A 15,322-nucleotide genomic window follows, 5' to 3' on the forward strand; every position below is an offset into this window, starting at 1 on the left:
TGGTGTCAGCATGAAAATAGATTTAAATTTGTTTGTGGTTTTTGATGCAATTTATTGTGAGGGAAATATTACAAAAGCGGCTTCTGTACTGAATTTGTCTCAACCCGCAGTCAGTCATTCCTTAGGTAAGTTGCGTGCTCACTTTGATGATGCTTTATTTGTGCGACAAGGTAATGAAATGAGACCGACGCCGGTGGCAAAGAATGTTATTGCGGATGTGCGTGAAGCCTTACATCAGCTACAGGTTTGTTTGGTACAATCAAGGCAGTTTGAGCCGTCAACCTCCCGTGAAAATTTTTCACTGTCATTGCATGGTTCATTAGAACCCTACTATTTACCGCCACTACAGCAAAGTTTATCTAAAGAGTCTCCGACGATAAATCTACGCAGTAATAAACGCGTAAGGCGTAGTGATTTAGAAAATAAATTAGCCAGTGGCGATATCGATTTAGCCATTGATGCACTTATTCCTGTTAGCAATAATATTTTGCATACCCAACTAGAACTAGATCAAGTGGTGGTGGTGGCACGCAAGGAGCACCCTACTATTAATAGCAGCTTAGATTTGGATACTTATTTACATCTTCAACATGTTTTAGTGTCTTCGCGCTCAACAGGGCCAGGACTTGAAGATTTTGAATTATCACGCTTAGGCTTACATCGTAAAATATCATTACGCTGCCAACATCCTTTTTCGGCATGCCGTATTATCACCAATAACGATATGTTGCTCACATTGCCTAGAAGAGCAGCTGAGATGTACAGTGAATTGTTTGATATCAACATTTATCCGATGCCTGTTGAATTGCCGGGCATTGACGTGCATTTATATTGGCATGTGAATGTCGATAAAGAGCCCGCTAATAAGTGGCTTCGTAATAAAATGATTATGGCGGCATCAAATAACTAAACTAACAATTAATTGGCCCGTTAAAAGCTTGTCAGTAACTGAACCTAGACTTAATCAATAATATTGGCTTTGATTTGAAAGTTTGATGCAAGCTGTAGTTAAGCACTGTTAACGTTTTGAGGTACCAACTCGTCACCTACTAATGAAGTTTGACATTCACTATGTCGGTAGTACTAACTTGGTTTAAAGAAGGTGATTTTAGTTTTCATAATGCTTAAATCACCCTAACTCAGAAAACATTTCTATTAAGTTGTTAGGGTTATCGGCAGGATGCTGGCAGTGTATCCGTTCTTTACAACTGAGCAGACATAATTGCCATAACTGTTGCTTTGTTTGAGTGTCTAAACTTCTAAAGTCAGCAACGCACAATTGGCCTGATTGAATTAACTTAGCAAGTTTATCGATGGATATTGAAATGTTTAATTGGGACATACTATTTTCTCAATTGATTTTTTGGCTATTATAACTAATTGAGAATGATTATCAATAAGATTCAGCCTTTATCTTTGATTATTTATTGTCAGCTAAAAAATCAAACCATGTTGATTGCGGCTTTCCGTCAATTGAATAGTTAACTAGCGCGCGCCAAACCATATAATTACTACTACAGGAACCGTAAATAGCACTACCTTTATAGTGGTTAGGATTACTGTTTTTTTCTGCAGTAAGATTTACCGGTATTACCCCCATAAACATGTCTCTTCCTTCGATTCGCATTTTTACATCAGTGACAGGGACGGAAAAGTGTAAATCAATACTCAAAGGTTTTTCACTTGGTGTGAAAACGGGGTTAATCATCAGCATAATGTCGATACCGTTAACATTTAACTTACATGCCCCTTGTTGAAATTGGCACAAACTGCTGTCTATTACATCAGATGTTACTGTTTTAATGTTTGATTGAGGATTACATCCACCTAAAAACACTATAAAAAAAGAGCCAACAATCCATTTTGTTAAAAACTGCACAACTTTTAACCTCTCGATTCATATTGATAACATTATCTTTAGGAAATTGATCTAGATCAAGTTTACACCTAGCTCACATATATCTTTTTTGACTTAGCTCAAGTATCATTGCATTGCCTCGTGATAGTTATAAAAAACATGAGGTAACACCTTGACAATAATTAAAAAAGCAACTCTAAAACAGATACTTTTTTAACCACCTGTCACCCTAAACAGGTAAAGATCTTTCTTTACTAATTTTAAAGTAAAAGTAATAAGCCGTGGAAGCATTATGATGAACCATTCCCAGCCTACAGGCGCTGATTACAATTACACCGTTGTTCGCCAATTTGCATTAACCACAGTATTGTGGGGAATCGTTGGTATGGCAGTTGGTGTATTGATTGCGGCCCAGTTAATCTGGCCACAACTAAACTTTGAAACTCCATGGTTAACGTATAGTCGTTTACGACCTTTACATACGAATGCCGTGATTTTCGCGTTTGGTACTTCAGCCCTTTTCGCAACATCCTACTATATCGTACAACGCACTTGTCAAACCAAACTGTTTGCACCTAAATTAGCTGCTTTCACGTTTTGGGGATGGCAAGCCATTATCCTCTCTGCTGCAATTACATTACCAATGGGTTTCACCTCTGGTAAAGAATATGCAGAACTTGAGTGGCCAATTGATATCGCCATTACCATTGTCTGGGTGAGTTATGCAATTGTGTTCTTTGGTACCATTATCAAACGAACAACATCGCATATTTACGTTGCAAACTGGTTCTTCGGTGCTTTCATCATTACGGTTGCAGTATTGCACATTGTTAACTCAATGGCGGTACCAGTAAGCTTATTCAAATCCTATTCAATGTATTCTGGCGCAGTAGATGCCATGGTGCAGTGGTGGTATGGCCATAACGCTGTTGGTTTCTTATTAACAGCAGGTTTCTTAGGTATGATGTACTACTTTGTACCTAAGCAAGCTGGTCGTCCGGTATATTCTTACCGTTTATCAATTGTTCACTTTTGGGCATTGATTGCGTTATATATCTGGGCAGGTCCGCATCATCTTCATTACACTGCTTTACCTGATTGGACACAAACATTGGGTATGGTGATGTCGCTAATTTTATTCGCACCTTCTTGGGGCGGTATGATTAACGGTATTATGACACTGTCTGGTGCTTGGCATAAACTGCGTACAGATCCAGTATTACGTTTCTTAGTTGTTTCATTATCTTTCTATGGTATGTCTACCTTCGAAGGACCAATGATGGCAATTAAAACCGTAAACGCACTGTCTCATTACACTGACTGGACTGTTGGTCACGTTCACTCTGGTGCGCTTGGTTGGGTTGCGATGGTTTCAATTGGTTCTTTATACCATTTAATTCCTGTGCTATTTGGTCATGGCCGTATGTACAGTACTAGCCTAGTTAACGTCCATTTCTGGTTAGCGACAATTGGTACAGTTTTATACATAGTATCAATGTGGATCTCTGGTGTGATGCAAGGTCTAATGTGGCGCGCAGTTAACTCTGACGGTACTTTGACTTATAGCTTTGTTGAAAGCTTAGAAGCATCTTATCCGTTCTACTTTGTTCGCTTTATTGGTGGTGTGTTCTTCTTAACGGGTATGTTTATCATGGCGTATAACGTGTTGCGTACCGTTAATGCCCCTAAAGACACCCTTCCAGCATTAGCTGAAGCCAAAGCATAAGGAGCAGAACGATGAAATTTAATCATGAAATAATCGAAAAAAACATCGGCCTGCTTGGTATTTTTACTGTAATCGCAATTAGTTTCGGTGGTCTAGTACAGATCACCCCTTTGCTTTTCCAAAAAGATACTACTGAACCAGTTGAAGGTTTAAAGCCGTACAATGCTTTGCAGATTGAAGGTCGTGATATTTATGTCCGTGAAGGTTGTTACAACTGTCACAGCCAAATGATCCGTCCTTTACGTGCCGAAACTGAACGTTACGGTCACTACTCTGTTGCTGGCGAATCAGTTTGGGACCACCCATTTCAGTGGGGGTCTAAACGTACTGGTCCTGACTTAGCCCGTGTTGGCGGTCGTTACAGTGATAAATGGCATGAAGTGCATTTAATCGACCCACGTAGTGTAGTGCCTCAATCTAATATGCCTGCTTACCCTTGGTTAGCAGATACCAAATTAGATGGAAAACTAACGGGCAATAAAATGCAAATCTTAAGTAATTTCCACCCGGATCATAATTTGTATACCGCGGAAGAAATTGCAGGTGCTGAAGCTGCTGTTAAAGGCAAAACTGAACTTGAAGCGTTAATTGCTTATCTTCAGTCTTTAGGTCATGCACTGAAATAAGGAGGCAGTTATGGATTATGGAACATTACAAGGCATTCTAACCATTATTGTTATGGTGGTATTTGCCGGTATTTTCTATTGGGCTTATAGCTCAAAAAGCAAAGCCAAATTTGATGAAGCTGCTAATCTGATTTTTTCTGAAGAAGAAATCGCGACACGCGCTAATAATTCAGGAGATAATAAGTAATGAGTATCTTTTGGAACGTTTGGATTATTTTTCCAACATTATTAGTTATCGCCGGTTGTTTTTTCCTGCTTAGAGCTTGCTCTAAGAACAACACAGGAATTGATGAAGGGGAATCAATGGGTCATAGCTTTGACGGCATTGAAGAACTCAATAACCCACTACCAAAGTGGTGGTCTTATATGTTCTACATCAGTATCGTGTTTGGTTTGATTTATCTAGCACTTTACCCCGGTCTTGGCAGCTATCAAGGGCTATTTGGTTGGACAAGTTCGAACCAAAGTGTTCGTTCAATCGAAGAGTCTAAAGCAGCGGTTGAGTTAGCTACTGCAGAGCAACGCCTTTCTCAGTACGATCGTGAAGTCGCAAGTGCTGACAAGCAATACGGCCCTATCTTTGCTGCTTATTTAGCTACGCCAATTGAAGAGCTAGTTAAAGACGAAGAGGCACTTAAAGTTGGTGGGCGTTTATTCCTACAAAACTGTGCTCAATGTCATGGTTCGGATGCTCGCGGTAGTGTTGGCTTCCCAGATTTAACCGATGGTAATTGGTTATATGGTGGCGATCCTGCAACTATTAAGACAACGCTGATGAATGGTCGTAACGGCATGATGCCACCTAAAGGCGGATTACCCATCGAAGATAGTGAAATTCGTGGCTTAGCTGAATACGTGTTTAAACTATCAGGACGTGATCATGACGCTACGTTAGCAGCTCAAGGTCAAGGTTCATTCATGAAAGGCTGTTTTGCTTGTCATGGTATGGATGGCACTGGTAATAAGTTTATGGGCGCACCTAATTTAACTGATGATGCTTGGTTATATGGCGGAAGCCGTTTACAAGTTATGCAATCAATTGCAAATGGTCGTTCAGGTGTTATGCCAGCGTGGAAAGATATCCTAGGTGAAGAAAAAGTTCATGTAGTATCTGCATACGTTTATAGCTTATCAAACAAATAGTTACAGCTTGATAACAAAAAAGGCCTCGTTTAAACGAGGCCTTTTTTTTAAGTGATTATTAATGGTTTTCAGGTTAAAATAGATTAATAATAAAAGTTAATAATTAGGACCGTTTTATGTCTGCTCCTCTTCCCTGGTATAAGCACTTTTGGCCTTGGTTTATCGTTGTTCTTCTTTTTGTTGTTGTCCTTAAAAGCATGGTTGCGATGAGTATCGCCATTGATAATGCTGACTCCTTGGTTTCAGATGATTATTACAAAGAAGGCAAAGCCATCAATATGGATTTGCGTAAAATTAAGCAAGCTAAAAACTTAGGCATGCAATACTTAATTGAAGTTGACGATCACGAACTTAAAATATCTCAACATGGCGGTCCAGCAAACCAAGCCGTATTGAAAGTCAGTTTTATTCACCCAACCCTTGAAGAAAAAGATTTCAACATTAATGCCACTGCTGATGGCAACGGCACATATCGAATTGGTTTATCAGAAGCGATTTCTGGGCCATGGAATGTCCGACTTGAAGGCTTTGATGCAAGCTGGAGAATCCAGCAACGTATTGAAATTCATGATGATGTCGAATACTGGTTGAATTAATATATATAATGCAAAACTGCTATCACTGTAATGAACCTGTTTTAACTGGCAATGAATTCACCACTTTTATCGACAACCAAGATCAGCTTATGTGCTGTCCTGGTTGTCAGGCGGTTTCACAAGCTATTATTGATTCAGGTCTGGCGAGTTATTACCAATATCGAAGTGAACCGGGTAGCAAACAAACTGCCCTGGTCCCAGCTGAATTAGCGCAATACTCAGCTTATGATATCCCTGAAGTTCAACAAGACCTTACCCACAAAGTTGATGGTATCAATACCATTTCAGTTTCGATTGACGGTATAACTTGTGCGGCATGCGCATGGTTAATTGAACATAAGCTAAAACAATTAGCGGGTATTACTAACATAAGCGTAAATTCTACCACGCAGCGCGCTTTAGTTAGTTGGCATGAAGAGTCACTGAAACTCAGTGAAATTCTTGCGGCGATAAGCCGTATTGGCTACCAGGCTGCGCCTTATCAAGTGGATGAGCAAGAAAAGCAAAGTAAAACAGAAGGCCGAAAGTTTTTATTACGCTTAGGCTTAGCTGGTTTTGCTACCATGCAAGTGATGATGTTTGCATTGGCCTTGTACTCTGATTACTTCACCCTCCAAGATACTCAAATGCGCGATTACTTTCGCTGGGTCAGTATGACCTTGGCCGCGCCAGTGGTATTTTATTCTGCTCAGCCTTTTTATTTCAGCGCCATAAGAAGTTTACTTAGCGGTAAACTCAATATGGACTTATCGGTATCAATTGCAATCGCCGGAGCTTATATTGCCAGTTGTTTTGCAACGATTAATGGCAATGGAGAAGTGTATTTTGAATCTGTCTCCATGTTTACTTTCTTCCTATTACTTGGCCGCTATTTTGAACAAAAAGCCAAACAAACTGCATCCGTCAATTCAAGTAATCTTCATAAACTGGTGCCATTAACAGCTCATTTAAAACTTGATGGTGATATTTCAGAAATACCTGCCAAGCGATTAAAATTAGGCGATATTATCCTTGTTAGACCGGGCGATATCGTTGCCGCTGATGGGGATATTATTGAAGGGAAATCGGGTCTTAATGAATCAATGCTCACAGGTGAGCAAATGCCTCTCATTAAAACCATTAATGACAGTGTATTTGCTGGCACAATTAATATTGATCAAGCCCTGACGGTAAAAGTCACCGCTTTAGGACAAGATCAACTCGTCGCTGAAATTATTCGCTTGCAAGAAGTGGCTTCAAACACCAAACCTGCTATTGCGAAACTGGCTGATAGGTTAGCGCGTTATTTTTCAGGTACGATTTTAGCAATTGCGTCGTTAACCTATGTGGTGTGGTTACAAATTTCACCAGAAGATGCTTTTTGGGTGACATTATCGGTATTAGTGGCAACCTGTCCTTGTGCCCTCGCCCTTGCTACGCCAACTGCGATTACTTGCGCGACGGCTATTTTTACCAAACTGGGTATAATCACCCGAAAAGCTGGGGTATTTGAAAAACTGCCTCGTATCAACCATGTCGTATTCGATAAAACCGGTACCTTAACCTGTGGCACTATTTCACTTGAAAGTATTGTATTAACCGATAGCCAAAATGAACAAACCGTTTTAGCCTATGCCGCCGCATTAGAAACTGGCTCACTTCACCCAATTGCCAGTGCATTTAAAGCCCATGCTCACAGTGATATTTGTGCCACCGACATACAGCATCACGTTGGCTTAGGCATATCAGGTAACATTAATACTGATGTCGTTAAAATTGGTAATGCTGAATTTGTGGGAGTCGATGCCAATCAGTGTAACGGCAAACTGTTGTGGTTGTCTGTGAATGGCATTATTACAGCCTGTTTTTCCCTAAAGGATGCTCTCAGGGTAGATAGTCTAGAAACCATAAAACAACTTCAACATCAAAATATCGATGTTAGTATTGCTAGTGGTGACTGTGCCAGCCATGTGAACGCTATCGCGCAACAGCTTAATGTTAAAAATAGTTATGCAGGACTTAACCCTAAAGATAAACTAGATTTGATAAACAAATTACAACAAACACAAGATGTGGCAATGTTTGGAGATGGCATTAATGATGCTCCCGTTTTAGCCGGAGCCAATTTATCCGTCGCGATGGGAAGTGGCAGCGCTATCGCTAAAAATAGTGCTGATTTGATTTTACTTGGTGATCAACTATCTAAGTTTAATCAAGCAATTACAGTTTCAAAGTTAACAAATAAAATAATAAAACAAAACTTAATTTGGGCGTTTGCTTACAATGTCATTATTCTACCGCTAGCGGTTACCGGTCATGTAGTACCGTATATTGCAGCGATTGGAATGTCAGTTAGTTCGATTATTGTCGTATCTAACAGCTTACGCTTACTCAGGATAAAAATATGAGTATCATCTACGTACTAATTCCTATCGCAATGCTATTTGTTGCAATTGCTGTTGCCATCTTCTTTTGGGCAGTCAAAAGTGAACAATTCGACGATTTAGACCGTCAAAGTGTTTCTATTTTATTTGATGAAGATAAACCAAGTGAAACAGAATCAGAGAAAAAGAATTGATTGAATACAATGTATGGGGTGCTTTTTTAGTTGGATTAATGGGTGCGGCACATTGCTTTGGCATGTGTGGTGGTTTAGTTGGCGCATTTGCATCTAACTTACCCAATACAGCATCAAATCAGCTCGCCAATCAGTTAAGTTTTTTATTAAGCTACAATCTAGGCAGGATACTCAGTTATACCCTAGCTGGTGCATTAGCTGGAGCCAGTACCGCAGCCTTAGGTTATATGTTTGACCTTGATAACTATCTTATCGGCCTGCGTATTTTTGCTGGCATTATGATGATAGCCACAGGGCTTTACATCGCCCAGCTTTGGTTTGGTATCGTGCAAATCGAAAAAGTGGGCAAAATGTTATGGCGTTTTTTAAAGCCATTGGCTAACAAATTGTTACCCATTAAACATAAACATCAAGCCGTCATGGCTGGTATAATATGGGGTTGGTTACCATGCGGTTTAGTCTATAGCACCTTAACTTGGGCTGTTGCGGCTGGTAATGCCCTTGATGGCGCCTTAATCATGTTAGCTTTTGGTTTAGGTACATTGCCCGCGTTACTCAGTGCCGGTGTAGCGGCGAAAACGTTAGCTCAATGGGTACAAAAAAAGCAGGTCCGAATGATAAGTGGGATCTTGATTGTAGTATTTGGGCTACAAACTATATATATCGCCATCATGCAGCTAAACTAGCTGTAACTTTGTTATTAGTTTAACATGGCTAAGTAGTAATTAATTGAGAGTACATATGCCTATAGACCCAACTAAACAACTTCGAGCATCAACCGGAGGTTGTGCGATACATTGTCATGATTGCAGTATGGAATCATTATGTATCCCCTTCTCGCTTAATAACAACGAGTTAGATAGACTCGATGAGATTATTGAGCGTAAAAAGCCAGTGCAAAAAGGTGACCAAATATTTAAGTCTGGTGATCCTCTCAAGTCTTTATTTGCTATTCGATCTGGCACAATTAAAAGCTACACCATCACAGAGCAAGGCGATGAACAAATCACTGGCTTTCATTTAGCTGGTGACGTTATCGGCTTTGATGGTATTCATTCTCAAATTCATCAGAGTTTTGCCCAAGCATTAGAAACTGCAATGGTATGTGAAATACCGTTTGATACTTTAGATACCTTAGCGGGCAGTATGCCAAAACTTAGACAACAGATAATGCGTCTCATGAGTAATGAGATCATGAGCGATCAAGAAATGATTTTGTTGTTATCTAAAAAGAATGCCGAAGAACGCCTAGCCGCATTTATCAGCAATCTGGCTAACCGTTTTGGTAGCCGCGGTTTCTCACCTCATGAATTTAGATTAACCATGACCCGTGGTGATATTGGTAATTACCTTGGGCTAACAGTTGAAACAATTAGCCGCTTACTTGGCCGTTTTCAAAAGTCAGGCTTTATTGAAGTTAAAGGCAAATACATCACTATTGTTGATCATAAAGCACTGAGTCAGTTAGCGGGTAATTCGCGGATTGCAACCTAGGCCTAACAACTTTTCAAAGTTTGATCTCTCTCAAAGTATTTTATGGCAATAACAGTGATAGTTAATTAACAGAGTTTAACATTTTAGCTTGGAGGTTTTATGAAGGATTATAATAAGATACTCGTTGTCATAAACCCTATGACAGATCATCAACCTGCGTTAGCTAGAGCTGTTGAGCTAGCGAGTAAGTCCAACGCAACTATCACTGCATTTCTCACTATTTTTGACTTCTCCTACGAGATGACATCAATTTTATCCAGTAATGAGCGTGAAGCTATGCGTCAAGGCGTTATAGCTCAACGTGAAACCTGGTTAAATGAAGCCATCGAAAGTTATACTAAGACTGGAATGTCTATTGATGCGAAAGTAGTTTGGCACAATCGCCCATTTGAAAGTGTTATTAAATACGCTATCGATGAACAATTTGATTTGTTGGTCAAAAGCACCCACGAGCACGATAAACTCAAATCAATTATTTTCACCCCTACTGATTGGCATTTATTACGTAAAGCGCCTATTCCTGTTCTTATGGTTAAAGAACACGATTGGCCAGTAGCAGGTAATATTGTTTGCGCAATAAATGTAGCGTCTGAAGATGAAGATCATCAGACTCTTAATACCAAAGTTATTAAAAACGCCTTAAATTTAGCCGATAAGTTTTCAGCTAAAGTGCATTTAGTTAATGGCTATCCAGGTACCCCTGTCAATTTAGCCATAGAATTGCCAGAGTTTGATGCCGCAAGTTATAACGACACGGTCCGAATGCAGCATGAACAACGGATCCAATCTATCGCCCATAGCTTTGATATTCCATTAGAAAATTGCCATGTTGAAGAAGGTCTGCCTGAAGATATTATTCCTGAATTAGCCACAAAGTTAGACGCTGAGTTAGTTATTTTAGGTACAGTGGGTCGTACAGGTTTTTCTGCCGCACTAATTGGTAATACAGCAGAACATGTTATTGATAGCATTAACTGTGATCTACTCGCTATCAAGCCAGATGGGTATAAGTCACCTCTAGAAGAGTAAATCCTTTACCCTAAGGCAGAATGCTGGAATAATACGCGCCCTGAAACAAATGGTTACTGGGCGCTTTTTTATGTCGCAAATGCAACAACAAAACAAACTACAATTGGATCGTCAAAATAAGCTCGAAAAAAAGCTCCGCCATGAAGTTGGTCGTGCTATCGGCGATTATCAAATGATTGAAGAAGGTGACATTGTTATGTGTTGCCTTTCAGGCGGCAAAGACAGTTATGCCATGCTTGATATTTTATTAAATTTACAAAAACGTGCCCCGATTTCTTTTGAAGTTGTCGCGGTAAATTTAGATCAAAAGCAACCTGGGTTTCCAGAAGATATTCTACCTGCCTATTTAGATAGTTTAAAAGTGGCCTACCATATCTTAGAAAAAGACACCTACTCGATAGTCAAAGATAAGATCCCTGAAGGTAAAACCACTTGCTCTTTATGTTCTCGCCTTCGTAGAGGAACCCTATATGGTTTCGCACAGCGGATCGGCGCCACTAAAATTGCCTTAGGTCACCACCGTGATGACATCATTGAAACATTATTCTTAAATATGTTCTTTGGTGGCAAGATGAAAGCAATGCCACCAAAATTACTTTCGGATGATGGGGCTAACATGGTGATCCGTCCATTAGCTTACTGTAAAGAAAAAGACATCGCTGAATACGCAGAATTGAAACAGTTCCCGATTATTCCATGTAACCTTTGCGGATCACAAGAAAATTTAAAACGTGGTGCAGTTAAAGACATGCTAAAACAGTGGGATGTGGATTTCCCTGGTAGAATCGAATCCATCTTCACGGCGATGCAAAATACCTCGCCGTCACAAGGTGTTGATCGTAACCAATTTGATTTCTTATCACTTGAAAGAAATGCTGACGCACCTATGTCTGGCGCTGTGGCTGAATCAGAGCTACCTGCATTTGATTTTCTTGATATGAGTAACAACGGCCATATTAATCTTGATGCTGCAGCAAGAATTGATGTTGTGAGTACCTACAAGCCGTAATCACATAACGTTCGATTATACAGCACTTTAATAAGTGCTGTAGATATACAAAAGCCCTCTATTGAGGGCTTTTTCAATCTATCTAAAAAGTTTTACTCGACAAACGGGCTAATGACTGCAGGAGTAACAGAAAAAGAAATCTCATTTAATTCATTGAGTGTAAAGTTAGCCAATTGTAGCGGCTCACTAATAAGCTGCTGTTTATTATCAATGCTAACAGTTACCGGATAGTCAGTATCGTTAAAACTGAAGGTAACACCAGATATTGGCTTTCTAAAATACTTCATTGGAAAACCTTGCTGGCCATCCAATAACGCATCCATATCATCTTTTACCGCAAGGATTTGCTGCTGATTATATGATTTAAGCTGTTGCTTCGCCCTCACCTGCATTGCTATGCCACATCCTGTGGGATCACCCTTCATGGTTAAGTTAATTAAACCGCGATCAGATTTTAACTGAGCATCATAAGGTAAAAAAAGCCGCTGCTGCTCATTAAAAGTTAATGGATATTGGTTTTTCTCAGTACTGATATCCCCGCTTAAAATAGTGCAAGCTTGAGTTTTAGGCACACTAAACACAATTTCAACTAACTGATAGTTGGCTTTGTTGACCTGCTTTAATCTTTCGTAAAAACCGGCATAAGGAATAGATACCGTATCGGCAATTGAAAAAAAGCTTACCGAGAAAGCCACTGTAGCCATTGCTAATCTTGTTGTTATTTTCATTAACTATAATCCAGCTAAATAATTTTTATTATGACGCATCATTTGAAGTAATTCGTCGATATATTCATGTTTACGTTCTGAGTAATGTAACAGGCCAAAGACCAATTCTTCTGCAGTGGGCTCAATATCTTGGGCTCTTAGATCCGCCCTGATTGAACGTAATAAATGGTAAGCCGAATTAGTATTCAAATTAAGCAGGTATGCAGCTATTGAGTCCTCTGGGGTATCAAACGATGCAACTTCATGATTAAGCCCTGGGGTTCTTGATTGCGGCACTAAACCACAGCCTTTAGAAAAGCACCATTGCCCAAAATAATTATTACCTTCTGTAGCGAAGCGAGAGCTGCCCCAACCAGTTTCATTGGCGGCTTGAATTAGTACCATTTTAACTGGCAAGGTATCGACGCGTTCAAGTAACGGTGTCAGAGTGATTAAATCAAACTTTTTTACTTGATATCGATATTTTTGAGTTAGCTTTTGCAATTTAAAAATATCAGCATCAGTAAGCGGTTGCCCATTACGAAGGTTATTGAGAATAACAATTAAAAATTTTCTTTCTGCACTAATAATTGCATTTTGATGTTTGACTGCAGGCGTCATGTAATCAAAAAACGTTTGTTTCTTAGTTGGGATATCTGAAATGCTCGAAAAATCTGGCACTTGATTTGAAAGCTGTGGGTTTTCTTTTATATCAGGAGTGGTAATCAAGATTTGTTCAATCGTTGGTACTAGCCAAGCTCTGATAAAAAACATAACAATGATGACCCCCGCTAAAGCAAGGATAAACTTTCCAATTCTACCTGTTTTCAATTAAAAGCCTTTATGTAATTTTTTTAGTGATTATACCGAGATTTGCACGTAATAGAAGGTATGACTTAAAGCGATTAATCGCTATTTTAACAGACTGAAATATTTCAATAATAGAGATTAAAAATGGACTACCTTAAGCGCTTTTATATCAAGTTTAGATAACTGATTAAGTAAAAATAATGGGCCTTTAAGGCCCATTATCGTTAAAGCACCTGTGCAATCGCTTTACAAATCACAGGGATATTTTGTTTTGTCATTCCTGCAACGCTAATACGACCTGAGCCTACAATATAAACACCAAACTCTTCTTTTAAACGAGTTACTTGTTGCTTATTTAAACCAGAAAAACTAAACATACCGTTTTGACGTGATATAAAGCTAAAGTCTTGTGATACGCCTTCTTGCTTTAAGGTATCTACAAATAAGGTTCTCATTTCTGCGATACGTTGACGCATAGCACTAAGCTCTGATTCCCATTCTTTACGTAAGCCATCATCAGATAAAATGGTACTCACAATTAAGCCACCATGAGCTGGAGGGTTTGAGTAACTCGCACGGATAGTCTTTTTGATTTGGCTAAAACTTTTTTGTGCTACAACTTCTGTTTCAGCAACAACGGTTACTGCACCGATACGCTCATTATAAAGACCGAAGTTTTTTGAGAATGAGTTAGCGACTAATAATTCAGGCACTTTGGCAGCTACAGCACGTAACCCTTGTGCATCTTCTTCAATGCCGGCGCCGAAGCCTTGATAAGCAAAATCAAATAAAGGAACCAATTGCTTGTCGCTACATAGTTGACCGATGATTTGCCACTGCTCAATAGTCAAATCAATGCCTGTAGGGTTATGACAGCAGCCATGTAAAAGCACCATGTCACCAGCTTGCGCAGTATTTAGATCGGTGACCATAGCATCGAAATCCATGTCATGGGTTTCAGCTTTGTAATAACCGTATTCTTTTATCTCTAAACCAGCAGTTTGAAAAATATTTTGATGGTTTGCCCATGTCGGGTTACTCACCCATAAGATATTTGAGTCAGTGTTGTTTACTAAAAACTCAGCTGCAACTCGTAAAGAACCTGTTCCGCCAGGTGCTTGGGCGGTAAATGCTCTTTTGTCACGTATGATGGCACTGTCTTTACCAAATAATAAGCTTTGAACCACTTGGTTATAACGCTCCACACCTTCAATTCCAAGATAGTTCTTTGTTTTCTCAGTCTCTAATAAAATGGCTTCAGCTTTTTTTACCGATGTCAGTACAGGAGTTTGACCTGCTTCGTCTTTGTAGATCCCAACACCTAAGTTAACTTTGTCTGTACGAGTATCTTTTTTAAAGGCATCGGTTAAACCTAAGATAGGATCTGCTGGCGCTTGAGGGATTTGAGAAAATATCATTACATCTTTCCTACTATTGAAGTGAACAACTTTTTTTCTATTTATACCATTGTATGACTTTTGGAAGTAGTCACAAAAGACATTCTGGTAATAATTAGATCACAGTTTGAAGATTCATTAAAAATATTCCCATAAAACCAAATATTCTTGATAAAAAGAACTCTAACTTAGTTCATGGTTCAGTATTGTGTGTTTTTTATTTCAGATAGTCTTAATTGAGTACATCGAATAAAGAAAGACCAGCTAAAGTTTAACTGATGTTGTCTATTTAAAAACGACGAGGGATTATGAGTAATATGTTTTATTAAGATAAATTTTGGATACAAAAAAGCCCCAACTAATGTTGAGG

Annotated in this window: 17 protein-coding genes; 12 read left to right on the top strand and 5 right to left on the bottom strand. The window is 39.2% G+C overall.

Annotation, left to right across the window (positions count from 1 at the left end; all coding sequences use genetic code 11):
- The first annotated feature begins 10 nt into the window (after nt 1-10).
- A complete protein-coding gene (locus tag AB4140_RS15390) occupies nt 11-910 on the top strand; it encodes a LysR family transcriptional regulator (RefSeq protein ID WP_102520578.1) in 900 nt (299 codons plus the stop codon).
- A 219-nt stretch (nt 911-1,129) separates the two neighbouring features.
- Here AB4140_RS15390 and AB4140_RS15395 read toward each other — a convergent pair whose 3' ends face one another.
- Together AB4140_RS15395 and AB4140_RS15400 are read right to left on the bottom strand one after the other, a co-directional pair.
- Entirely contained in the window at nt 1,130-1,342 is a 213-nt protein-coding gene (locus tag AB4140_RS15395; RefSeq protein WP_102439466.1) for a hypothetical protein, read from the bottom strand.
- A 78-nt stretch (nt 1,343-1,420) separates the two neighbouring features.
- On the bottom strand, nt 1,421-1,879 hold the full coding sequence (locus AB4140_RS15400; protein ID WP_372001605.1) for a hypothetical protein: 459 nt from the start codon (nt 1,877-1,879) through the stop codon (nt 1,421-1,423).
- Nucleotides 1,880-2,150: 271 nt separating this feature from the next.
- Between AB4140_RS15400 and ccoN the strand changes: the two genes are divergently transcribed.
- The 11 genes from ccoN (at nt 2,151) to ttcA (ending at nt 12,038) form a co-directional block, all read left to right on the top strand.
- Complete coding sequence (gene ccoN / locus AB4140_RS15405; protein ID WP_102439468.1) at nt 2,151-3,584, top strand: cytochrome-c oxidase, cbb3-type subunit I; 1,434 nt, start codon at nt 2,151-2,153, stop codon at nt 3,582-3,584.
- A gap of 11 nt (nt 3,585-3,595) precedes the next feature.
- The gene (gene ccoO / locus AB4140_RS15410; protein WP_102439469.1) at nt 3,596-4,210 is read left to right on the top strand and encodes a cytochrome-c oxidase, cbb3-type subunit II; all 615 of its coding nucleotides are present in this window, start codon (nt 3,596-3,598) and stop codon (nt 4,208-4,210) included.
- A gap of 10 nt (nt 4,211-4,220) precedes the next feature.
- Nucleotides 4,221-4,397, top strand: coding sequence for a cbb3-type cytochrome c oxidase subunit 3 (locus tag AB4140_RS15415; RefSeq protein WP_102439470.1), 177 nt, complete (start codon nt 4,221-4,223; stop codon nt 4,395-4,397).
- On the top strand, nt 4,397-5,353 hold the full coding sequence (gene ccoP, locus AB4140_RS15420) for a cytochrome-c oxidase, cbb3-type subunit III (protein ID WP_102439471.1): 957 nt from the start codon (nt 4,397-4,399) through the stop codon (nt 5,351-5,353). The genes AB4140_RS15415 and ccoP overlap by 1 nt, the downstream gene beginning before the upstream one ends.
- 116 nt (nt 5,354-5,469) lie before the next feature.
- Nucleotides 5,470-5,949, top strand: coding sequence for a FixH family protein (locus AB4140_RS15425; protein ID WP_372001608.1), 480 nt, complete (start codon nt 5,470-5,472; stop codon nt 5,947-5,949).
- A gap of 8 nt (nt 5,950-5,957) precedes the next feature.
- Complete coding sequence (locus tag AB4140_RS15430) at nt 5,958-8,336, top strand: heavy metal translocating P-type ATPase (protein WP_303460904.1); 2,379 nt, start codon at nt 5,958-5,960, stop codon at nt 8,334-8,336.
- A complete protein-coding gene (gene ccoS / locus AB4140_RS15435; protein ID WP_102435391.1) occupies nt 8,333-8,506 on the top strand; it encodes a cbb3-type cytochrome oxidase assembly protein CcoS in 174 nt (57 codons plus the stop codon). The genes AB4140_RS15430 and ccoS overlap by 4 nt, the downstream gene beginning before the upstream one ends.
- A complete protein-coding gene (locus AB4140_RS15440) occupies nt 8,503-9,192 on the top strand; it encodes a sulfite exporter TauE/SafE family protein (protein WP_102435393.1) in 690 nt (229 codons plus the stop codon). Before ccoS ends, AB4140_RS15440 begins: the two co-directional genes overlap by 4 nt.
- 55 nt (nt 9,193-9,247) lie before the next feature.
- Nucleotides 9,248-10,000 carry an electron transport transcriptional regulator EtrA gene (etrA, locus tag AB4140_RS15445; RefSeq protein WP_102435395.1) on the top strand — a complete coding sequence of 251 codons (753 nt, stop codon included), beginning with the start codon at nt 9,248-9,250 and terminating at the stop codon, nt 9,998-10,000.
- A gap of 99 nt (nt 10,001-10,099) precedes the next feature.
- Nucleotides 10,100-11,029: a universal stress protein UspE gene (gene uspE / locus AB4140_RS15450; RefSeq protein ID WP_102435397.1), complete on the top strand. Its 930-nt coding sequence runs from the start codon at nt 10,100-10,102 to the stop codon at nt 11,027-11,029.
- 79 nt (nt 11,030-11,108) lie between these two features.
- Nucleotides 11,109-12,038, top strand: a complete 930-nt coding sequence (gene ttcA / locus AB4140_RS15455) for a tRNA 2-thiocytidine(32) synthetase TtcA (protein WP_102435639.1) — start codon at nt 11,109-11,111, stop codon at nt 12,036-12,038.
- Nucleotides 12,039-12,130: 92 nt separating this feature from the next.
- Here the strand turns inward: ttcA and AB4140_RS15460 are convergent, their stop codons facing one another.
- The 3 genes from AB4140_RS15460 to AB4140_RS15470 all read right to left on the bottom strand — a co-directional run bounded on the left by AB4140_RS15460 (nt 12,131) and on the right by AB4140_RS15470 (nt 14,973).
- Entirely contained in the window at nt 12,131-12,766 is a 636-nt protein-coding gene (locus tag AB4140_RS15460) for a DUF2987 domain-containing protein (protein ID WP_198589348.1), read from the bottom strand.
- Between the two features lie 3 nt (nt 12,767-12,769).
- The gene (locus AB4140_RS15465) at nt 12,770-13,576 is read right to left on the bottom strand and encodes a glucosaminidase domain-containing protein (protein WP_372001612.1); all 807 of its coding nucleotides are present in this window, start codon (nt 13,574-13,576) and stop codon (nt 12,770-12,772) included.
- 203 nt (nt 13,577-13,779) lie between these two features.
- Nucleotides 13,780-14,973, bottom strand: a complete 1,194-nt coding sequence (locus AB4140_RS15470) for an amino acid aminotransferase (RefSeq protein WP_102435403.1) — start codon at nt 14,971-14,973, stop codon at nt 13,780-13,782.
- Nucleotides 14,974-15,322: the final 349 nt, after the last annotated feature.

Source organism: Shewanella sp. 10N.286.51.B2, from assembly GCF_041469265.1.
GTDB lineage: Bacteria > Pseudomonadota > Gammaproteobacteria > Enterobacterales > Shewanellaceae > Shewanella.